This is a genomic window from Brevibacterium sp. VCM10 (assembly GCF_000583215.1).
GTDB lineage: Bacteria > Actinomycetota > Actinomycetes > Actinomycetales > Brevibacteriaceae > Brevibacterium > Brevibacterium linens.
Genome location: NZ_JAJB01000022.1, coordinates 14,905 through 35,224, shown reverse-complemented (window position 1 = coordinate 35,224; position 20,320 = coordinate 14,905). Strand labels below are relative to the sequence as shown.

Here is a 20,320-nt window from a genome sequence, read left to right as displayed (position 1 = left end):
GCACTTCGAACACGCGGTTGTGGCTGTCTGAGGCCGCCCCGTCGCCGTTCGCGAAGGCGGGAAGCTGTAGACTGGGTCGAGTCGCCGATCGCGGCGTGTCTTCACAGGGTCCTGCCTTGGTGGATACCTGCTGATCAGCGGTGACGCGCGGGCGTAGCTTAATGGCAAAGCTTCGGCTTCCCAAGCCGATGACGCGGGTTCGATTCCCGTCGCCCGCTCTCTTGATGCCCGTTCTGTGTGCACATCTCTTGGTGCCTACGCGGTATTCCCAAACTTCAGGTCACCATCGGATACTTTTCGCGCGTGAAAGTATCCGATGGTGACCTATTCTTCACTGGAAGTATCCGATGGTGACCTGAAGTCGGAGGGCGGGAGAGCCTCCTGCAGCCGTCTAGGCGCCCCAGTCGCGCGCACAGCCGGCGGGCGGCGAAGCCTCGCAGCCTACGGGCGGCCGGCGAAACGGCCGAGCAGCTCGACGTGCCCGGCGACGATGAGCAGGTCCTGTTTGCCCACCCGCGTCGTCGGGTCGGCGTAGGTGAAGTCGCGGCCGGGACTCTTGATGCCGACGATCGTCACTCCGTACTTGTCGCGGACACCGGACTCGCTGAGGGTGAAGCCCTGGATCTCCCGAGGCGGACGCATCTTCACCACGGCGAAATGGCCCTCGTCGAACTCGATGTACTCCATCATCCGCGAACTGACCAGGTGAGCGACGCGGCGGCCGGCATCCGACTCCGGATAGAGCACATGGTGGGCGCCGATGCGGTGGAGGATCTTGCCGTGCGACGGCGAAATGGCCTTCGCCCACACCTGCGTCACGCCCAGGTCGACGAGGTTGGCCGTGGTCAGCACGCTGTCCTCGATCGAGGTTCCGATGCCGACGACGGCAGTCGAGAAGTCACCGGCACCCACCTGGCGCAGAGCGTCGATGTTCGTCGAGTCGGCCTCGACGACGTGCGTGAGTTTGCCGCTCCAGTCCTTGACGAGTTCGGGATTATGCTCGATGGCCATCACCTCGCGACCGAGTTTGGCCAGAGTCGCCGCGGTCGAGGATCCGAAGCGTCCCAGTCCGATGACCAGGATAGAGGTGTGTTCGTTAGCCAACGACCGGCCTTTCCTCGGGGTAGCGGTAGAGACGGGCGGAGTCCTGCATGGACAGAGCAGCCGCAAGTGTAATCGTACCGAGTCGGCCGATGAGCATGATCACCGCCAGCACATAGAGGCCGAGATTCGGTGAGGATGACGATACTCCGGAGCTCAGCCCGACGGTGCCGAAGGCCGAGATCACCTCGAACAGGACCCGATCGAGCGGTTCGGAGCTGATCTGAAGCATTGCGAGCGTGCCGACGAAGACGATCATCGCACCCGTGAGCAGGATCGAGATCGACAGTTTGATCGTCGAGGAGGTCAGCCGCCGACCGAATACGTGGACGTCTTGCAGGCCCCTGGCCTCGGCGAATGCTGCCAAAATGAGCACTGCCACTGTTGTCACCTTGATTCCGCCGGCCGTCGAGGACGATCCGCCGCCGATGAACATCATGAGGTCCATGAGCAGGTGCGACGCCTGGCTCATGTCCGCGATCTCCATCGTCGAGAACCCTCCCGATCGCGGCATCACGGCCATGAACAGGACTTCGATGAATGTGTGACCGGCGTTCTTGTCGCCGAGCGTCGCCGGGTTCGCCGACTCGAACAGCGCCAGCAGCAGCAGCCCGACGGCCAGGACCGCCGTCGTGGTCGTCAGAGTCAGCTTCGTGTGCAGATCCCAGCGGCTCGGCCGATTCCAGAACATCGTGACCATGAGCACGACGGGAAAGCCGAGCGACCCGACGAAGACGCCGACCATGATCAGCGACAGGATCCATGGATCGGAGGCGAAGTACGCCGCCCCGCCTTCGTGGATGGTGAAACCGGCGTTGTTGAAGGCCGAGATCGAATAGAACACCGAGTACCAGATCGAGTCGCCGAGCGATTCCCCGCGCATGAGGAACCGTGGGAACAGCAGCACCGCGAGGATCGATTCGGCGGTGAAGATGGTGATGACCACGGCCTTTAGCAGCGAGCCGACCTGACCCAGATTGAGCGCCGAGGTGGCCTGCTGAGCGATCAGTCGCTGCCGGACTCCCAGCCTCCTGGAGACAGCCATGCCCAGCACCGAGGCGAGGGTGAGGATTCCGAGACCGCCGACCTGGATGCCGGCGGTGATGATCGAGATCCCGAAGTCTGACCAGTACTCCTCCGTGACGACCGGGGTCAGCCCGGTCACGCACACGGCGGAGACCGCCACGAACACCGAGTTCGCGATGTGTGTGGCCTGGTCGACTGAACCGGGGTCGCGCATGCTCGCCGGCAGCATCAGCAGGATCGCGAACGCCGCGACGACGGCGACGAAGGACCCGATCGCCAGTTGTGCCGGTGAGGCCACGGCGAGGTCGTCGACGAAGTCACGGACCCACCGGCCCGGCTTCAGCAGCCAATCGAGGCGCGGCGAGGAATTCTTGGACACAATCACCATGGTAGAGCCGGTGGCCCCGGAATCGGCGCAAGTGAGCTGCGCCATATAGCATGGTGGGCATGGCCGAAAATGATGTGTATGTCGTTTGGGACGACGAGGTGACCGGTTACAACTTCGGTCCCAGCCACCCCATGCACCCTCTCAGGCTCGACCTGACAGCGAAGCTCGCCGAGGACTTCGGGCTCTTCGACGCGGACAACGTCCACGTCAATCCCATCGGCGAGATCGATGAGGCCAAGCTCGCCCGCCTCCACGACCCCGACTACATCGCCGCCGTCAAACAGGCCGGCACCGCTGAGGGCCTCGATGAGCAGGATGCGAACAGGTTCGGAATCGGCACCGAGGATGTTCCCGGGTTCGAGAATATGCACACCGCCTCGGCGCTGCTGTTCCAAGGCAGCGTCAACGCCGCGAACGCTATCATCTCCGGTGACTATCGCCGGGCGGTGAATTTCTGCGGTGGAATGCACCACGCGATGCCGGGCAAGGCCAGCGGGTTCTGCGTCTACAACGACGCAGCCGGAGCGATCACCCAATTCCTCGAAGCCGGATACGAGCGCATCGTCTATCTCGATATCGACGCCCACCACGGTGACGGTGTCGAGGCGTTCTTCTGGGACGACCCTCGAGTGCTCACGATCTCGATCCACGAATCGGGGAAGTTCCTCTTCCCCGGCACCGGGTACCCCGCCGATATCGGCGGACTCAAGGCGGCCGCCTCGGCGGTGAATATCGCACTGCCCCCGCGCACGGGCGACGCGGACTGGCTGCGCGCCTTCGACGCCACCGTCCCGCAGATCGTCGCCGCCTTCGAACCCCAGGTCATCGTCTCCCAGCACGGCTGCGACGGTCACCGGGAGGACCCGCTGACCCATATGCGCCTGAGCGTCGACGCCATGCGCACCGCTGCCGAACGGATCCGCGATCTCGCCGTCGACCACGCCGACGGGCGGTGGCTGTCGGTCGGGGGAGGGGGATACGCGATCATCGACGTCGTGCCCCGCGCCTGGACGAATCTCCTGGCGGTCGCCGCCGGACTCGATATCGATCCCGGAGCACGGATCCCCGGACGCTGGGCCTCCTACGCCCAGACGAAGACCGGAAGGGAGGCGCCGCTGTCGATGACCGACGGATTCGACGGAGCCTTCGAACCCTGGTCGAAGGGATTCGATCCCGAAGCGGAACTCGACCGTGCCGTGATGGGCACCCGGAAGAACACCTTCCCCTTCTTCGCCCTCGACCCCTACTTCGACTGAGCGGCGCCGGTCGAGAGGTGCCGCCCCGGTCGGAACCGAGTCCCGCGTCGCCCGCACTCGTCTTGTGCTTTGCTGCTCACCTCCTCTGAGTCGAACCCGATCCGCGCTGTCGCGCGGATCGTCTGGCTCGGCCGTTGTGGATCTGGACACAGTTTTGGGAAAGCAGGCGGCCAAGCGATAGAATTGCACGGTTAGTTCAATGGGTGGGCACCTGAAGTTCACCCTCCACCGACAAGCACAAGGGGTACCCGAGTGGGCTCAGTCATCAAGAAGCGCCGCAAGCGTATGTCGAAGAAGAAGCACCGCAAGCAGCTTCGCAAGACACGTCACCAGCGTCGCAACAAGAAGTAAGACCCGACGGTCCTACGCCCCCGCTCGAGTGATTTCTCGGCGGGGTTTGTTGCACCCGATGAGGAGTGGGCCATGGTCGACCTGACCTTTCTCACGCGTGTCGATTGCCATCTGTGCGCTGACGCGCTCCAGACCGTCACCGAGGTGGCCGCGGGCAGAGATGTGACCGTGACGGAGATCGACATCGACACCGATGACGATCTGGCCGCACAGTACGGCTGGGATGTTCCGGTCGTTCTCCTCAACGGGCGACAACACAGTTTTCATCGAGTCGACAAGGATCGGCTGTCCAAGGCGCTCGACGCCTTGGGCGCATGAGATCGATTGAAGGAGTGAGGCGGATTCGTGGGCGAGATTCTGTCCGCCAACAGGATTGAGGGTGTCGTTCGCAAGGACGTCCCCGAGCGCGTGATATCCCGGCTCCCGATCTATCTGCAGACCGTCGAGACGGTCGCCGCCACCGGCCAGGACACAATTTCGTCGGAGGACCTCGCCGCGCGCAGCGGTGTGTCCCCGTCGATTCTGCGCAAGGACCTGTCTCAGCTGGGGCGATCGGGAACCCGCGGGGTCGGCTACTCCTGTCCGGAGCTGGCCGCGACCCTGCGGACGTTCCTCGGCCTCGACCGCGACCGGCGCGTCGCCATCATCGGCGCCGGACGCCTCGGTTCGGCGTTGGCCGACTATGCCGGATTCCGGCGCCGCGGTCTGGAACTCACCGCCGTGTTCGACATCGACGAGGAGAAGATCGGCACCTCCATCGGTGCCCTGACCGTCTCCTCCCTGGACGACCTGCCCGCCTGGTCCGAGCACATCGACCTGGTGGTCATGGCCGTCCCCGCAGCCGCGGCATCCGCGGCGGCCCAGAAGGCCGTCGAAGCAGGTGTGCGCGGCATTCTCAATTTCTCACCCACCGTGCTCGACGCACCGGATACCGTCCGTGTCCATCAGGTCGACTTGGCCAGTGAGCTGCAAGTACTCGCATACTATTCGGCGCTGGACACGGCACCGCTCAACCCTGGTTTTGAGGAGCACAGGAATTGACTCTCTTGGTTCTCGGCATTTCACATCAGTCGGCTCCGATCGACATGCTAGATCGCATGGCCTTCGGCGCCGGTGAGGTCGGCACTCTGCGCCGCGACGCCCTGGCCGGAGAGAATGTCGAAGGACTCGCGGTGCTCTCGACGTGCAATCGTCTCGAACTCATCGCCGATGTCTCCGCCTTCCACGGGGGACTGGCCGACCTCGGCAATGCACTCGTGTCCTCGATCGACAAAGAGTGGTCCGATATCGCCGGGCACTTCTACGCGCACTACGACCATCAGGCCATGGAGCACCTGCTCAGGGTCGCCTGCGGGCTGGACTCCATGGCCATCGGCGAAGCCCAGATCCTCGGTCAGCTGCGCTCGTCGTTCACGGAATCGCTGTCGGACAAGGCGCTGACGTCCGAACTCTCCCAAGCGCTGCAGCAGGCGCTGCGGGTCGGCAAGCGCGCCCATTCGGAGACCGACCTCGGAGACGTCGCGCGGTCCCTGTTCGGCGCCGGCCTCGAAGCAACGGCCGCGCACATCGGCTCCCTGCGCGCCGCCAATGCCCTGGTCATCGGCGCCGGAGCCATGTCGGGCCTCGTGGTGTCCGGACTGCACAAGGAAGGCGTCGCCCACATCACCGTGCTCAACCGCACCCTCGACAAGGCCGAACGCCTCGTCGCCGAGGTGGGCGGACGAGCGCGCGAACTCACCCCGCGGATCATGGCCGAAGAGATCGCCGACGCCGACCTCATCGTCTCCTGCACCGGTGCTCGCGGAGTCGTGGTCAGCCGTGACGACATCGTCGCCGGGCTCTCACAGAACCCCAAGGGCGCCGCGAACAAGGCTTTCATCGACCTCGCCCTGCCGCACGACATCGACCCCAGCGTCCGCGAGTTCGAACATGTCGCCCTCTTCGGCCTCGGCGAGATCCGCGAACTCCTGCGCGGGTCCGACAAGGAACGCGACGCGAAGGTCGTGAGCACTGTCGAAGAGGTGCGCTCCATCATCGCCGCCGAGCTCGAGAACATCGCCACCGGCTACAGGGAGCGTTCGGTCGCTCCGACCGTGACCGCTCTGCGCTCCCACGCCAAAGATGTGCTCGCCTCCGAGACCCAGCGCCTGGAGAAGAAGCTCGGTGACTCCGTCGACGACAAGGCCTTCGCAGAGATCCGAAAGTCCCTGCATCGAGTGGCGGAGAAGCTCATCCACACCCCGACCGTGAAGGTCAAGGAACTCGCTGTGACCGAATCCGAGGTCGACTACGCTCAGGCGCTCATGCAGCTCTTCGACCTGCCGGTCAACAAGGTCGCCCACGCCAAAACCGCTCCGGAGACGAAGGTCGCGAAGGCCGCCAGCGCCCACCACGTCGAGGCCGACGGCGTCCGCCCGGTCGCCGATCACACCCTCGACATCGTCGAACCCGAACACTTCAGCGGTCGCACCGTGCGTCTGGGCACCCGCCGGTCCCAGCTGGCCCGTTCCCAGTCCACGGCGATCGCCCACCAGATCGCGGCTCTGACCGGTTGGCGCGTCGAGATCGTCGAGGTCGTAACCGAGGGCGATGTCAACATGTCGCCCCTGGCCGGTTTCGGCGGCACCGGAGTCTTCGTCTCCGCCGTCCGGCAGGCCCTTCACCAGGGCAAGATCGATCTGGCCGTGCACTCGCTCAAGGACCTGCCCACCACCCCCGAGGCGGGAATCCAGATGGCAGCCATCCCGCCGCGCGTCGACCCGGCCGATGTCCTCATCGGCCGTGACGGGCTCGGTCTGGCTGACCTTCCCGCCGGGTCCGTCATCGGCACCGGCTCGCCGCGTCGTGCCGTGCAGCTGCGTGCGGCACGTCCCGATATCGAGGTCCGGGGTGTGCGCGGAAACGTCGACACCCGCATCGCCCACGTCCGCGACGGTCGCCTCGACGCAGTCGTCCTCGCCGCCGCCGGGGTGCGTCGCATCGGTCGGCTCGCCGAGGCCACCGACTCGCTGGGCTTCGACGTCATGCTTCCGGCGCCCGGCCAGGGAGCACTGGCGGTGGAGACACGCAGCGCCGACAGTCCCTTCGCCACCACCGCGGACATCCTCGACGGCGACGCCGAGGTCCGGGCCGCTCTGCGTCGGATCCACGACCAGACGACCGACCTCGCCGTGACCTGCGAACGGGCGATCCTCTCCCGCGCCGAAGCCGGCTGCTCGGCTCCCATCGGCGCGCTGGCGAAGATCCAAGGCACCGAATTCATCGTCGACGCCGTCATGGCCGATGATGACGGCAAGCTCGCCCGTACCCGTCAGAGCGCCGAACTGCCTGCTCTCCTCGACGTCGACTGGAGTACCGCCGGCGAGCAGCAGCTGTCGGTGACCGAGAAGGAACTGGCCCGAGTCGCGGACGAACTCGGTACCGCCGCCGCCGAGGACCTCCTGGGCAGGCTCGGCATCGATCCGTCAGCCAGCGCCGATCACCTCACCCCAGTCAAGGTTCAGGAGCAGGGATGAACAGCCAACCGACAACGGGCCAGGTGCAGCCGCGCCGACTCCTGCCGGCAGCCCCGCGCGTCGTCTTCATCGGCAGCGGACCCGGCGAATCGGGTCTGATGACGATGCGCGGCGCCGAAATCCTCGCCACCGCCGAAACCGTCGTCTACGACGCCGATGTCCACTCCGAGATCGTCACCGCTTACGTGCCGCAGGCCGCCACGCTCATCGATGCCGCCGACCTCGGAGTCGCCGCCTCGACCCGCGGCCGGCGCATGGCCGAACTCGCCCGCCCGGACAAGACCGTGGTGCGGCTGAGCTCGGACGACGGAATCATCTTCACCACCACGACCGCGGAAGCCGGAGTCTGCCGCAGGGAACAGGTTGAGGTCGAGATCGTGCCCGGAGTCGGACTCTCCGCCTCGACCGCGGCCTACACCGGAACCGCGCTGACGACCAACCGCGTCCGATCCGTGCGTTTCATCGAAGCCGGACCGCAGACCCACGTCGACGTCTCTCGCCACCGCAACACCACCCATGTCCTCACCGGCAGCGCCGCCGCTCACGAACAGGCCATCGAGGCACTGCTCGCCGATGGCTGGGACGAGGATACGAAAGTCCTCCTCGGGTGGGGCATCTCCACGGTCGAGCAGACAAGCGTGGAGACGACCTTGAGACAGGCGCTGTCCATGGCGCAGACAGGTTCGGATCGTATGGTGGTGATCATGGGACAGGGAGTGGAATCCAGAGGAGAACTCAGCTGGTTCGAATCCAAACCGCTCTTCGGCTGGCAGGTGCTCATCCCACGAACGAAGGAACAGGGGACCTCCACGGCAGAAGCCCTGGCCGAACTCGGTGCAGTCGGCACCGTCGTGCCCACCATCGCCGTCCAGCCGCCGCGCACACCGACCCAGATGGAGAAGGCGATCCGCGGCCTCGTCGACGGATCCTACGAATGGGTCGGATTCACCTCCGTCAACGCCGTGCGCGCGGTGCGCATGTGGTTCGAAGACTTCGGGCTCGACTCCCGGTCTATGGCCGGAGTCAAGGTCGCAGCCGTCGGAGGCCGTACCGCCGCAGCGCTGGTCGAATGGGGAATCACCCCCGACCTCGTTCCCGATGGGGAGCACTCCGCTCGTGGCCTGGCCGCAGCCTGGCCGGACTTCGTCGATGACATCGACCCGATGAACACGGTTCTGCTGCCCCGCGCCGACATCGCCACCGAGGTGCTCGTGGCCGGGCTGCTGGAGAAGGGCTGGGACCCCGACGACGTCACCGCCTACCGCACGGTCCGCGCGTCCCCGCCGCCGGCGCCGATCCGCGAATCGATCAAGGCCGGCGATTTCGACGCCTTCCTGTTCACCTCCTCATCGACGGTGCGCAACCTCGTCGGCATCGCCGGCAAACCCGCACCCACCTCGGTGATCTGCTGCATCGGCCCGGCGACAGCGAACACCGCGGCCGAACACGGGCTGCGCGTCGACGTCCTCGCCGAGGAAGCCAACCTCACCTCGCTCATCGACGGACTCGTCGATTTCGCACTCACCCAGCGCGCCGACGACGTGGAAGCCGGGATCTCCCCGCAGCGTCCGAGTCAGAAGCGCCGCAGAAGGAAGGCCTGACATGTCATTGGTTCCCGGAACCGTCCGTCCCCGCCGACTGCGGTCGAGCCCGGCACTGCGCCGGCTCGTCTCCGAGGTGCGCGTCCATCCCTCCGACCTCATCCTGCCGATGTTCGTCAAGGAGGGGCTGAGCGAACCGCTGCCGCTGAGCGGCATGCCCGGAGTCGTCCAGCACACGCTGGACTCCCTGCTCGAGGCGGCCCGGGAAGCGGTGGCGGCCGGCGTCGGCGGACTCATGCTCTTCGGCATCCCCGAGCACAAGGACGAGGTCGGCTCGCAGGCCGACGACCCCGAGGGAATCCTCAACCGGGCGCTGTCGCTGCTGGTCGCCGAACTCGGCGATGACACCGTGATCATGGCGGATCTGTGCCTCGACGAATTCACCTCCCACGGTCACTGCGGAGTCCTCGACCGCGACGGGGGAGTCGACAACGACGCCACCCTCGACCGCTACGCCTCGATGGCGCTGGCCCAAGCCCGCGCCGGGGCCGAAGTGCTCGGGCTGTCGGGCATGATGGACGGTCAGGTCGCCTACTGCCGGGAGGCACTCGACACAGCCGGATTCACCGACACCGTCATCATGGGCTACACCGCGAAATACGCCTCCGCGTTCTACGGTCCCTTCCGCGAAGCCGTCGACTCCGAACTCAAAGGCGACCGCAAGACCTACCAGCAGGATCCCGCGAACGGTCGCGAAGCGCTGCGCGAACTCGGCCTCGACCTCGCCGAAGGCGCCGACATCGTCATGGTCAAGCCCGGCCTGCCGTATCTCGATGTGCTCGCCGAGGTGGCGCAGGAATCGATCGTGCCCGTGTGGACCTACCAGGTGTCCGGGGAGTACGCGATGATCGAATTCGCGGCCGCGGCCGGAGCCATCGACCGGGAGAAGGCGATCGACGAATCCCTCATCGCCTTCAAACGTGCCGGGGCAGACGCGATACTGACCTACTGGGCCACCGAGGTCGCCCACCGCCTCCGAACCGAGGCCGAGGGCCACATGCCGAACCACACAGCAGACGGAGGCCGGTGATGACCGAGCCACGCTGGCTGTCGGCCATCGACCAGAAGGCCTGGCGCAGCTACCTCAGCGGCTCGCAGCTGCTGAGCACACAGCTGGACAAGGAGCTGCGGGACAAGCACGGCATCGGCCTGCCCGAATACGAGATCCTCGTGCGTCTGTCCGAACACGATGACCGGACGATGCGAATGGCGCTGCTGGCCACCGATACGACCATGTCCCGCTCCCGACTGACCCACAGCGTCGCCCGCATGGAGAAGCGGGGACTGTTGGAGCGCTCCGCCATCCCCGAGGACGGCCGTGGAGTCAACTGTGTGATGACCGAGGCCGGATGGCAGCTGCTGCAGGCCGCCGCCCCCGACCATGTCTCCGGAGTCCGCAGCCACCTTGTCGATCTCCTCGATCCCGAGGAGATGGCGACCCTGGGCCGGATCTTCACCAAAGTCTTCGACCATATGACCGACATCGACGGCGCCTGAGCCGTCCGCACGCGCAACTGAGAACGACCCCGGGACGCAATCCGACCCGCGAAGAATCAGAGGAGAACCATGACGACAGCAGAGACGAACGGTCACACCACCGATCGGTCCGCAGCCCTCTTCACCCGCGCCGAGGCGGTCATCCCCGGCGGAGTGAACTCCCCGGTCCGCGCGTTCAAGGCCGTCGGCGGAACCCCCCGTTTCATCACCGAGGCGACCGGTGCGTGGCTGCGCGACGCCGACGGCAACGACTACATCGACCTCATCGGATCCTGGGGTCCGATGATCATGGGCCACTCCCGCCCCGAGGTCGTCGCCGCCGTCCAGGAAGCCGCCGTCAAGGGCTTCTCCTTCGGCACTCCGTCGACCGGTGAGGTCGAACTCGCCGAGGAGATCGTTCGCCGCGTCGATCCCGTCGACCAGGTGCGCCTCGTGTCCTCGGGCACCGAAGCGACGATGTCGGCGATCCGCCTGGCCCGCGGATACACCGGCCGGTCCAAGGTCGTGAAGTTCGCCGGCTGCTACCACGGTCACGTCGACTCCCTGCTGGCCCAGGCCGGCTCCGGACTGGCCACCTTCTCCCTGCCCGACACTCCCGGAGTCACCGGAGCCCAGGCGCAGGACACGATCGTCGTCGACTACAACGACGCTGCCGGGCTCGAAGCCGTGTTCGCCGAACACGGCGACGACATCGCCTGCGTCATCACCGAGGCCAGCCCCGGAAATATGGGCGTCGTGCCTCCCCGCGACGGCTTCACGAACACGATCCGCCGCCTGACCAAGGCTCATGGCGCGCTGATGATCAGCGACGAGGTGATGACCGGCTTCCGCGTCTCCGCCGCCGGCTGGTACGGATACGAAGTCGACACCCTCGGCTATCCCGACGGGCCGGCCGATCTGTTCACCTTCGGCAAGGTCATGGGCGGCGGCTTCCCGGCAGCGGCCTTCGGCGGTCGCGCCGACGTCATGGCCCACCTCGCCCCCTCCGGGCCCGTCTACCAGGCCGGAACGCTGTCGGGCAATCCGGTGGCCACCGCTGCCGGGCTGGCCACGCTCACGCTGACGACCGAACTCGATGTGTACTCGCATATCGGTCGTGCCGCGGACATTCTGCGCCCGGCAGTCGCTGCGAGCCTGGAGGCCGAAGGCGTCGCCCACGTCATCCAGTCCGCGAACTCGATGTTCTCCGTGTTCTTCACCGACACCGCTGTGACGAACTATGACCAGGCCCGGGCGCAGAACGTCGACCGCTACACCGCATTCTTCAACGCCATGCTCGACCAGGGCATCCACATGCCCCCGAGCGCGTTCGAAGCCTGGTTCCTCTCGTACGCCCACACCGATGAGATTCTCGACCGGATCCTCAGCGCACTGCCTGCGGCGGCCAAGGCCGCGGCCGCAGTTCCGGAGGCCGGGAAGGCGCAGTCATGACCACCATCCACCTCGTCCGGCACGGCGAAGTCGACAACCCCGAGGGCATCCTCTACGGTCGTCTGCCGCATTTCGGTCTCACCGAGCGCGGACACGAGATGGCCGGGCGCGTGGCCGAGCACTTCCACGCCGCATCCACGCGTCCGGTCGAACTCGTCGCCTCTCCGCTGCTGCGGGCCCAGCAGACGATTCGTCCGCTGTCGAAGTCCCTCGACCTGCCGGTGTTCGACGACGATCGGGTCATCGAAGCCGCGAACTCGTTCGAGGGGCAGAAGCTCAACGCCCGCAGGCTCGCCGAGCCGAAGAACTTCGTGCGCCTGTACAACCCGCTCATCCCGTCCTGGGGAGAGCCGTACAAGCAGATCGTGCTGCGGATGCGGGCCGCGATGGCCAGTCTGCGCTCTAAGCTTGCCCACCACGGTCCGGACGCCGAGGGCGTCATCGTCTCCCACCAGCTGCCGATCTGGATGACCCGCCTGTCGGGGGAGGGGCGTTCGCTCGTCCACGACCCCCGCAGACGTGAATGTGACCTGGCTTCTATCACCAGTTTCACATTCGATTCCTCCACACTGGTGTCCGTGAGCTACGAGAGCATCTGTGCGGATCTGCAGCCGGGCACCGCGGTGGCGGGAGCATGAGTTTCGGTCGCCATCCCCTCAACCGGCGGGCCCTCTTCACCTCGGCGCTCGCCGCCGGCACGGCCCTGGCGCTCAGCGCCTGCAGCGAGAACGATGAGCTGGCCGATCAGGCCGGATCCGACCAGGGTTACGTCTCCGGTTCGGGCGTCGTCTCGCAGGTGGCGGCCGAGGACCGCGGGGAGCCTCTCGAGCTGAGCTTCGAGACCCTCGACGGAGAGTCGATGTCGCTGGCAGATCTGCGCCCCACTCCGGTCGTCGTCAACCTCTGGTATGCGGCGTGCCCGCCGTGCCGGAAGGAAGCCCCGGACCTGAAATCGGTGTCCGAGGAGCTCGGGGACAAGGCCCAGTTCATCGGCGTCAACGTCCGCGACCAAGCGGCCGCGGCCAACGCGTTCATTCAGAACTACCAGGTGCCGTACCCGAACATGCTCGATTCGAACGGTGAGATGGTCTCCCTGCTCTCCGGCGTCCTGCCCCCGCAGGCCACCCCCTCGACGGTGATCCTCGATGCGCAGGGCCGGGCCGCAGCCAGAGTCGTCGGCGAGGTCGACTCGTCGACTCTCAAGGGACTCATCGAGGACGTGCTGTCCGAGTGAGTGGGCTCGGGGCGGACTTCGCCCAGACCGTCCTCTCGGGACCGCTGCTGCTGGCTGCCGGCGCGGCGGCCCTGGCCGGTCTCGTCTCATTCGTCTCTCCGTGCGTGCTGCCCCTGGTGCCCGGTTACGTCGGGTATGTCACGGGGCTGTCCGGATCCTCGCTGAAGGACAAGCAGACGTGGCGAGTGGTCGTGGGCATCAGCCTGTTCGTCCTCGGCTTCACCGTCGTCTTCGTGCTGTTGGGAACCAGCTTCTCCGCGCTCGGAGCGCTGTTCTCCCAGTGGCAGTCGATCATCCTCCGCGTCCTCGGCGTCATCGTCATCCTCGCCGGTTTCGTGTTCATGGGCGGTTTCGGCTTGCTCCAGAACGAGCATCGGATCCGTGCCAGACCGAAGGCCGGGCTCTGGGGTGCACCGGTGCTCGGAGCGACCTTCGCGCTCGGCTGGGCGCCCTGTGTGGGTCCGACCCTGTCAGCTGTGCTGAGCATGTCGGTGAGCTTCGGCGGTGACGGGATGATCTGGCGCGGAGCACTGTTGGCCTTCGTCTACTGCCTGGGCCTGGGCATCCCGTTCATCCTCCTGGCACTGGCGATCCACAAGGGCGCCGGACGACTCGTGTGGGTGCGGCAGCATCAGACCGCGATCGTGCGCGCCGGGGGCATCATGCTCATCATCCTCGGTGTGCTCATGGCCAGCGGCGTATGGAACATGTGGATGACCTCTCTGCAAGGTCTCATCAATGGATTCGAAGTGGTGATCTAGTGGCGACGAAGACGAAGCCGGCGAGCGCGAAGTCGACGGTAACGCAGCCGCAGCTCGGGTTCCTCGGTATGTGCCGGTGGGCGTGGACGCAGCTGACGACGATGCGGGTGGCCCTGATCCTCCTGCTCGTCCTCGCGCTCGCTGCGATCCCCGGTTCGCTGCTGCCGCAGCGGATCCAGGACCCGGGCCGGGTGAACACCTTCCTGGAGAACAACGGTGCCTGGGGGCAGTTCCTCGACACCATCCAGATGTTCGACGTGTACTCGTCCATCTGGTTCTCCGCGATCTACCTGCTGCTGATGATCTCGCTCGTCGGCTGCGTTGTCCCGCGCACCAAACAGCACTGGAAGGCGATGCGCTCGTCCCCGCCCAAAGCACCGAGGCGGCTGTCCCGGATGCCCGGATACGCTTCCTTCACCTCGGCGCAGGCAGACACGGACACCCGTGAGCACGCGGACGAGGCCTTCCTCGATGCCGCGGAAGCCCGGTTGAAGAAGTCCGGATACCGGATCAACCGGCAGTCCGATCACATCGCCGCCGAACGCGGCTATCTCCGCGAGACCGGCAACCTCGTCTTCCACATCGCGCTGCTCATGGCGACCCTGACGATGGCGATCGGATCGCTGTTCGGCTACGAAGGTCAGCGCATCCTCGTCGAGGGGGAGACGTTCTCGAATTCGCTGGTCTCCTACGATTCCTTCGAACCCGGTTCCTACTACGATGCCGACAATCTGCCGGACTTCCGGCTCAAGCTCGACTCCTTCACCTCCACCTTCGACGATCAGGCGGCGGGCAATCAGTTCGGTCAGCCGCGCACCTTCGATGCGAAGGTGACGACGACGGCGGACGGGGAGACCGAATCGCACGTGCTCAAGGTCAACGAACCGGTGCGTGTGGGCGGCGTCGGCGTCTACCTCACCGGCAACGGCTACGCCCCCGAGGTGACCGTTCGCGATGCGAAGGGCGATATCGTCCAGTCCGGTCCGCAGGTGTTCATCCCGGACGGCGGAGACCCCGGCTACACCTCCGAAGGCGTCATCAAGGTCCCGGATTCGGCCGGTACGCAGATGGGATTCGTCGGCGTGTTCCTGCCGACGGCTGCGCAGAATGAGGACGGGGAGCTGATCTCGAGCTTCGCCGAGTTGCGCAACCCCTACCTCGTGATGAGCGGGTACACCGGTGACCTCGGCCTCGATTCCGGAGTCCCGCAGTCCGTGTACACCCTCGATGCCGACAACATGACGGAGATGACCGATGAGTCGGGCAATCCGCTCGTCATCCAGCTCGCCGAGGGGGAGACGCAGAACCTGCCGAACGGCGGTTCGGTGACCTTCGACGGAGTCAAGAAGTACATCGCCGTCGACATCTCCCAGGACCCGACGCAGGCGCTCATGCTCATCAGTGCGATCCTTGTTCTGGGTGGGCTCGGCCTGTCCCTGTTCATTCCCCGCCGCCGCGTCTGGGTGCGGATCAGGAACGGCGACGCCGAGGTGGCCGCCCTGGCCCGTGGTGAGGATCCGATGGTCGAACGCGCCGTCGATGACCTGGTGAAGGCCCTGCGCGATCCGGAGCCCGATGAAGGCGCAGACGGCGAGGACGACGAAAGATGAACCCGAAGTACTACGAGGAGTAGAATAGCCGCGGAGTGTGCGTCGCCTCCGGTCTCCTCACGGAATCGGGCGGGCGCACAACGACATAAGTACAGACAGACAGTCTGGCAGTAGCATGCGATAGAAGAGCACTCCTGTGGTGCGGAGGATGAATGGACGTCAACACTGACCTCGCGATGTGGTCGAACCAGCTGATCATCTCGGCGATGATCGTCTACGCCGTCGCCATGATCTTCTACGCCTTCGATCTCTTCGGCAAGCGTGAACTCAAGACCTCGGAATCCGAGATCACCGCCTCGGCCAAGGTCAGCACGGTGCGGCGGACGAATCGGAAGACGGCGACGACTGCCGTCCTTGACCGGCCGGGCGACGACTCCGGCGCGGTGGAGCCGTCGCGGAAGAACCGGCACCGCGGAGCCCGCATCGGCACCTCGCTGCTCGTGCTCGCCATGCTCCTCCATGTCGGCGGAGTGCTCACCCGTGCGCTGTCGGTGGCTCGTGTGCCGTGGGGCAACATGATGGAGTACGTGCTCACGGCCACCGCGATCACCGTCATCGTCTACCTCCTCGTGCTGACGAAGAAGGACGTCCGCTACCTGGGAACGTTCGTCTCCGGGGGAGTGCTGCTGTGCCTGGGACTGGCGATCACCGTCTTCTACACCCCTGCCGCGAAGCTCATCCCGGCTCTGGATTCGTACTGGATCGCCATCCACGTGCCGATCGCGATCCTCTCGACCTCACTGCTCTACATCTCTGCGATCCTCGCGGTCTTCCAGATCTTGAAGAGCGTGCACGAGACCAAGGACCCGAAGTGGCTGCGGTTCCTGCACCGTCTGCCCTCGAGCACCGACCTGGAGCGCACCTCGTACACGATCGCGGCCGTCGGCTTCATCACCTGGACCTTCACCCTCATCGCCGGCGCCATCTGGGCCGAGGTGGCCTGGAGCCGCTACTGGGGCTGGGACTCGAAGGAGATCTGGACGTTCGTCGTCTGGGTCATCTACGCCGCGTACCTGCACGCCCGTGCGACCCGCGGTTGGGGGCCGACGAAGGTGGCGGTGCTCAACCTCATCGGCATCGCCTCGGTGATCTTCAACTTCACCGTCGTCAACATGTACTTCAACGGCCTGCACTCGTACTCCGGCCTCGGGTGAGGGGCTGCGTCGCTCTCAGGGCCGCTCTGACGACCTGCAGCGGGAGCCACCGCCCGCACCACCCGCACCCGGGACCACCGCCCGCACCCGGGAGCCATAACTGCTGACGGCCCAGTCTGAGGTGAACAGCCCATGTTTGAAACTGGGCTGTCCACCTCAGACCGTGCCGTTTGTGTTTTGGCTGCTGCGCTGTCGCCGAACAGCGGCCAATGCGGCGCGTCTGCGTCAAGGATGGAGCGACGGGAACCGGCGCGGTTGTGAGGCGAAGCATGCTCGCGGCTCAGTGGCGAGAGCGACCAGCCGGTCAGGACGGCGGACAGAAGCTCTCAGTTGGAGCGGCCGCGACCGTCGCCCTTGGTGCCCTGGTCATCGGAGTCGGCGGAGGAGTCAGCGGGACCGCTGTCGTCGTCCGACTCGGCGGAATCATCGCGCGGGGGATCCGTCTCATCGCTGTCCTCCGCCGGAGGCGCGTGCTTGCCGAGCTTGAGTTCGCGGTCCACCTGTCGCAGGTAGTCCGGATCGTCATCGGGGGCGACCTGACCGCGAGGGCGTGTGCCGCGCGTGGGCTTGTCCTCCGAACCGCGTCCGAACAGGTACCAGAGGATGAACCCGAGGACGGGAATGACGAGGATGATGAGTGCCCACACAGGTTTGGGCAGGACTCGAATCAGACCCCGATCGCGCAACAGGCAATCGAAGAGTCCGTACAGTGTCACCGCTGCCGCCAGGACGATTGCGGCAATGAGTAGTCGAGCCATAAATCAAGGATAGTCCACCAACCTGAGCGCGGCCTCCAGCGGGCGGTGACAAGACAGTCACGATCGGAGGCTAAAATTGGGACAATGCGCACCTTCTGGCTCTACACACTCGCACGCTTCGGCCTCATCATCGCCGCCGGCCTCGTCCTGTTTCCGTTCCTCGGCTTCAATCTGGTCATGGCGATCGCCGCCATCATCATCGGCGCACTGCTGAGCTACCTGCTGCTGGGCAAGATGCGCGCCAAGGCGGCGACCGAGATCGAAGCGAAGGTGGCCAAGCGGGCGTCGAAGCCCAAGCGCGTCGGCGCCGATGAGGCGGCAGAGGACGAGATCGTCGAAGAGCGTCTCGGAGACGACGGCGACCAGTCGAAGTGAGCTGCGACTGCGCTGCAGCGGCTCGGGACTGAGTGAGCCGCGCGCCTCAGAGCGCCAGGCCGAGGCCCATCAGCGCGGAGAAGGCCAATCCGGTCAGTCCAGTGGACTTGATCGGCGGAATCAGCCCTGGACCCGTCGTGCCGCTGAGCACCGTCTTGAGCGGACTCAGAGCCGGGACGAGGGCGAGGATCGCCAAGGCGACGGCGGGATGTCCGTCGAGGATCGCCAGCGCCAGCAGCGCGAAGGGCAGCAGCACGAGCACCGCGTAGGCGATGCGCGCGGCATTGTCGCCCATCTTCACGGCCAGAGTGATCTTGCCCGCCTCGATGTCGGTGGGAATGTCGCGGAGGTTGTTGACCATGAGCACGGCCGAAGCCAGTGATCCGATCGCGACGGCACCGGCCCAACCGCTGAGGCTGAGATGGCCGACCTGCATCCACATCGTGCCCAAGGTCGCCACCAGGCCGAAGAACACGAAGACGAACACCTCACCGAGGCCCATGTAGCCATACGGTCGTCTGCCGCCGGTGTAGAACCAGGCGGCGGCGACGGCGGCGGCCCCGACGATGAGGAACCACCACGCCTGCGAGATCAGGATGAGCACGATGCCCGCGACCCCGGCCAGGCCGAAGAAGATGAAAGCCGCCCGCTTGACCGCATGGGGTTCGGCCAGCCCGGTCGCCGTGAGACGGACGGGCCCGACACGTTCGTCATCGGTGCCGCGGATGCCGTCGGAGTAGTCGTTGGCGTAGTTCGAACCGATCTGCAGGCACAGGGAGACGAGGAGGGCGAGCAACCCGCGCAGCAGGATCTGCGTGAGGCTGACGTGCTCGTCGTTGCCGGAGATGTCGTCGAGGATGAAGGCGGTGAATCCGCCGAGGGAACCGATAGCGGCGCCGGTTCCGATGAGGACGGGTGCGAGAGCCAGGGGCAGAGTTCGCAGTCGAGCTCCAGAAATCCACTGGGCGGCATCAGCCATAGGTCTCTCTCACCTTCCTGTCGGTTTGTGGAGCCGTCTTATATTACCGGTTGTTCACCGGTAAGGGTATTCGGATCGTTCGCCACGAGATCCGCTGCGATCCGGGCCGCCGCTCGGCGATCGGGTTTGCCGATCGAGCGGTTCGGAATCTCCGCGACCGGGAAGACGAGCTGCGGCAGCAGATGCCCCGTCATCCCATGGTCGAGGGCGTTGAGTCGCTGTGCCGATTCTCGCGGATTCTCCGCCTCGACTCCACCGTCGTCGGCAGTCCGGACGAGTGCGACGATGAGTTTGCCCCATTCCTCGTCGGGCACCCAGGTCACGAGCATCTCCTCGATTCCCGCCTTCTGCCAGCTCGGCAGCAGTCCGGTCTCCAGGGCGTGCGGGGAGACGTTCGTGCCCCCGGAGACGATGATGTCATCGGCGCGACCGAGCACACTGAGCACACCGGAGTCGATCCGACCCAGGTCACTGGTGTACATGATCCGTCGTCCCGCTTCGTCGACGGTGAGGTCGGGGGAGTCGACCGGGCGGATGGTCCCGTCGTCGCCGATCTCGACGTAGCCGTCGGCGACGACGGGTCCGGTCAAATCGATCGTCCCCGCCTCGGTGATGGTCACCTCGACCCCGTCGAAGGGCACGCCGTCATAGACGCAGCCGCCCGCCGTCTCGCTCATCCCGTAGGTCCGCACGATCGCCAGTCCTGCGGCTTCGGCCCGGTCGAGCAGCGACGGTGAGATCGCCGCTCCGCCGAGGAGGATGTGCGAGATCCGTCCGGCCGCCTCGGTGGCAGAGCCGTCCTCGAGGATCCGGTGGAGTTGGGTGGGCACGATCGAGGTGTACGTCGGTCGCCCGTCCGCCCGCTCCACCAAGGCGGTGACCTCGGTGGCGAAGGACTGGGCGGTGAACCTCGCCGAGGCGGCCCTGACCGGGGCGCGGCCCGCCAGGCGGGCGCGCAGCTCGACCTGGAACCCGGCGATGTGGTTGACCGGCAGGCACAGGTGCCAGTCGCCGGGTCCGGAGAGGAACCGTTCGGTCGCCCGGGCCGAGGCTGTGAGCGCGTCTGCTGACAACGCCACCGCTTTCGCCTTCCCCGTCGACCCGGAGGTGAAGAGGATCAGCGCCGGAGCGGGGCCCGGTCCGGCCCAATCGCGGAAAGCCGCCTCGGTGACGGTGCCGTCGCGATCCGACGGAAGGATGAGGATCGAGGTCCCGGTCAGGGCCCGATCGATGGCCTCGGGCAGCTCGGCGGGGTGCAGTTCGCGTGCGGTCATGCGCGGACT

At 66.0% G+C, this 20,320-nt stretch carries 20 protein-coding genes and 1 tRNA gene; 16 read left to right on the top strand and 5 right to left on the bottom strand.

The genetic code is table 11. From position 1 onward, the window contains the following. The first annotated feature begins 147 nt into the window (after window positions 1–147). Window positions 148–218: transfer RNA gene (locus AD89_RS0106400), tRNA-Gly, on the top strand. Between the two features lie 223 nt (window positions 219–441). Here AD89_RS0106400 and AD89_RS0106395 read toward each other — a convergent pair. After that, a complete protein-coding gene (locus AD89_RS0106395; RefSeq protein ID WP_025777778.1) occupies window positions 442–1,104 on the bottom strand; it encodes a potassium channel family protein in 663 nt (220 codons plus the stop codon). Next, on the bottom strand, window positions 1,097–2,515 hold the full coding sequence (locus AD89_RS0106390; RefSeq protein WP_051505115.1) for a TrkH family potassium uptake protein: 1,419 nt from the start codon (window positions 2,513–2,515) through the stop codon (window positions 1,097–1,099). The genes AD89_RS0106395 and AD89_RS0106390 overlap by 8 nt, the downstream gene beginning before the upstream one ends. Window positions 2,516–2,574: 59 nt before the next feature. On the opposite strand from AD89_RS0106390, the gene AD89_RS0106385 reads away from it, so the two are divergent. The 14 genes from AD89_RS0106385 (at window position 2,575) to ccsB (ending at window position 16,925) form a co-directional block, all read left to right on the top strand. Further along, on the top strand, window positions 2,575–3,771 hold the full coding sequence (locus tag AD89_RS0106385) for an acetoin utilization protein AcuC (protein WP_025777776.1): 1,197 nt from the start codon (window positions 2,575–2,577) through the stop codon (window positions 3,769–3,771). Window positions 3,772–4,023: 252 nt separating this feature from the next. Further along, window positions 4,024–4,122, top strand: a complete 99-nt coding sequence (locus AD89_RS19605; protein ID WP_009882927.1) for a 30S ribosomal protein bS22 — start codon at window positions 4,024–4,026, stop codon at window positions 4,120–4,122. 72 nt (window positions 4,123–4,194) lie between these two features. After that, a complete protein-coding gene (locus AD89_RS0106375; protein ID WP_025777775.1) occupies window positions 4,195–4,440 on the top strand; it encodes a glutaredoxin family protein in 246 nt (81 codons plus the stop codon). Between the two features lie 27 nt (window positions 4,441–4,467). Then, entirely contained in the window at window positions 4,468–5,163 is a 696-nt protein-coding gene (locus AD89_RS0106370) for a redox-sensing transcriptional repressor Rex (protein ID WP_025777774.1), read from the top strand. Next, window positions 5,160–7,637 (top strand): glutamyl-tRNA reductase, encoded by a 2,478-nt coding sequence (gene hemA / locus AD89_RS0106365; protein WP_025777773.1) that lies wholly within the window; start codon window positions 5,160–5,162, stop codon window positions 7,635–7,637. Before AD89_RS0106370 ends, hemA begins: the two co-directional genes overlap by 4 nt. After that, a complete protein-coding gene (locus AD89_RS0106360) occupies window positions 7,634–9,238 on the top strand; it encodes a uroporphyrinogen-III synthase (protein ID WP_025777772.1) in 1,605 nt (534 codons plus the stop codon). Before hemA ends, AD89_RS0106360 begins: the two co-directional genes overlap by 4 nt. Window position 9,239: 1 nt before the next feature. Beyond that, complete coding sequence (gene hemB / locus AD89_RS0106355) at window positions 9,240–10,268, top strand: porphobilinogen synthase (protein WP_025777771.1); 1,029 nt, start codon at window positions 9,240–9,242, stop codon at window positions 10,266–10,268. Beyond that, complete coding sequence (locus tag AD89_RS0106350) at window positions 10,268–10,735, top strand: MarR family winged helix-turn-helix transcriptional regulator (protein ID WP_025777770.1); 468 nt, start codon at window positions 10,268–10,270, stop codon at window positions 10,733–10,735. The genes hemB and AD89_RS0106350 overlap by 1 nt, the downstream gene beginning before the upstream one ends. 69 nt (window positions 10,736–10,804) lie before the next feature. Further along, on the top strand, window positions 10,805–12,166 hold the full coding sequence (hemL, locus tag AD89_RS0106345) for a glutamate-1-semialdehyde 2,1-aminomutase (RefSeq protein WP_025777769.1): 1,362 nt from the start codon (window positions 10,805–10,807) through the stop codon (window positions 12,164–12,166). Then, window positions 12,163–12,804 carry a histidine phosphatase family protein gene (locus AD89_RS0106340; RefSeq protein ID WP_025777768.1) on the top strand — a complete coding sequence of 214 codons (642 nt, stop codon included), beginning with the start codon at window positions 12,163–12,165 and terminating at the stop codon, window positions 12,802–12,804. Before hemL ends, AD89_RS0106340 begins: the two co-directional genes overlap by 4 nt. Then, window positions 12,801–13,400, top strand: a complete 600-nt coding sequence (locus AD89_RS0106335) for a TlpA family protein disulfide reductase (RefSeq protein WP_025777767.1) — start codon at window positions 12,801–12,803, stop codon at window positions 13,398–13,400. The genes AD89_RS0106340 and AD89_RS0106335 overlap by 4 nt, the downstream gene beginning before the upstream one ends. Continuing rightward, window positions 13,397–14,161, top strand: a complete 765-nt coding sequence (locus AD89_RS0106330) for a cytochrome c biogenesis CcdA family protein (RefSeq protein WP_025777766.1) — start codon at window positions 13,397–13,399, stop codon at window positions 14,159–14,161. Before AD89_RS0106335 ends, AD89_RS0106330 begins: the two co-directional genes overlap by 4 nt. Continuing rightward, window positions 14,161–15,771 carry a cytochrome c biogenesis protein ResB gene (resB, locus tag AD89_RS0106325; RefSeq protein WP_025777765.1) on the top strand — a complete coding sequence of 537 codons (1,611 nt, stop codon included), beginning with the start codon at window positions 14,161–14,163 and terminating at the stop codon, window positions 15,769–15,771. The genes AD89_RS0106330 and resB overlap by 1 nt, the downstream gene beginning before the upstream one ends. A 152-nt stretch (window positions 15,772–15,923) precedes the next feature. After that, complete coding sequence (gene ccsB / locus AD89_RS0106320) at window positions 15,924–16,925, top strand: c-type cytochrome biogenesis protein CcsB (RefSeq protein WP_025777764.1); 1,002 nt, start codon at window positions 15,924–15,926, stop codon at window positions 16,923–16,925. A 326-nt stretch (window positions 16,926–17,251) separates the two neighbouring features. On the opposite strand, the gene AD89_RS0106315 is transcribed toward ccsB, so the two are convergent. Then, window positions 17,252–17,683, bottom strand: coding sequence for a PLD nuclease N-terminal domain-containing protein (locus tag AD89_RS0106315; protein ID WP_025777763.1), 432 nt, complete (start codon window positions 17,681–17,683; stop codon window positions 17,252–17,254). Window positions 17,684–17,767: 84 nt separating this feature from the next. On the opposite strand from AD89_RS0106315, the gene AD89_RS0106310 reads away from it, so the two are divergent. Next, a complete protein-coding gene (locus tag AD89_RS0106310; protein WP_025777762.1) occupies window positions 17,768–18,058 on the top strand; it encodes a DUF4229 domain-containing protein in 291 nt (96 codons plus the stop codon). A gap of 46 nt (window positions 18,059–18,104) precedes the next feature. Here AD89_RS0106310 and AD89_RS0106305 read toward each other — a convergent pair whose 3' ends face one another. Next, complete coding sequence (locus AD89_RS0106305; protein ID WP_025777761.1) at window positions 18,105–19,037, bottom strand: 1,4-dihydroxy-2-naphthoate polyprenyltransferase; 933 nt, start codon at window positions 19,035–19,037, stop codon at window positions 18,105–18,107. Window positions 19,038–19,075: 38 nt separating this feature from the next. Beyond that, complete coding sequence (locus tag AD89_RS0106300) at window positions 19,076–20,311, bottom strand: AMP-binding protein (protein ID WP_025777760.1); 1,236 nt, start codon at window positions 20,309–20,311, stop codon at window positions 19,076–19,078. Window positions 20,312–20,320 lie beyond the last annotated feature (9 nt).

Coding starts and splice junctions, on each gene's coding strand:
- AD89_RS0106390 (WP_051505115.1), bottom strand. CDS start 2,515: ATGGTGATTGTGTCCAAGAATTCCTCGCCGCGCCTCGATTGGCTGCTG.
- AD89_RS0106385 (WP_025777776.1), top strand. CDS start 2,575: ATGGCCGAAAATGATGTGTATGTCGTTTGGGACGACGAGGTGACCGGT.
- AD89_RS0106375 (WP_025777775.1), top strand. CDS start 4,195: ATGGTCGACCTGACCTTTCTCACGCGTGTCGATTGCCATCTGTGCGCT.
- AD89_RS0106360 (WP_025777772.1), top strand. CDS start 7,634: ATGAACAGCCAACCGACAACGGGCCAGGTGCAGCCGCGCCGACTCCTG.
- hemB (WP_025777771.1), top strand. CDS start 9,240: ATGTCATTGGTTCCCGGAACCGTCCGTCCCCGCCGACTGCGGTCGAGC.
- AD89_RS0106350 (WP_025777770.1), top strand. CDS start 10,268: ATGACCGAGCCACGCTGGCTGTCGGCCATCGACCAGAAGGCCTGGCGC.
- hemL (WP_025777769.1), top strand. CDS start 10,805: ATGACGACAGCAGAGACGAACGGTCACACCACCGATCGGTCCGCAGCC.
- AD89_RS0106340 (WP_025777768.1), top strand. CDS start 12,163: ATGACCACCATCCACCTCGTCCGGCACGGCGAAGTCGACAACCCCGAG.
- AD89_RS0106335 (WP_025777767.1), top strand. CDS start 12,801: ATGAGTTTCGGTCGCCATCCCCTCAACCGGCGGGCCCTCTTCACCTCG.
- ccsB (WP_025777764.1), top strand. CDS start 15,924: ATGGACGTCAACACTGACCTCGCGATGTGGTCGAACCAGCTGATCATC.
- AD89_RS0106315 (WP_025777763.1), bottom strand. CDS start 17,683: ATGGCTCGACTACTCATTGCCGCAATCGTCCTGGCGGCAGCGGTGACA.
- AD89_RS0106310 (WP_025777762.1), top strand. CDS start 17,768: ATGCGCACCTTCTGGCTCTACACACTCGCACGCTTCGGCCTCATCATC.
- AD89_RS0106305 (WP_025777761.1), bottom strand. CDS start 19,037: ATGGCTGATGCCGCCCAGTGGATTTCTGGAGCTCGACTGCGAACTCTG.
- AD89_RS0106300 (WP_025777760.1), bottom strand. CDS start 20,311: ATGACCGCACGCGAACTGCACCCCGCCGAGCTGCCCGAGGCCATCGAT.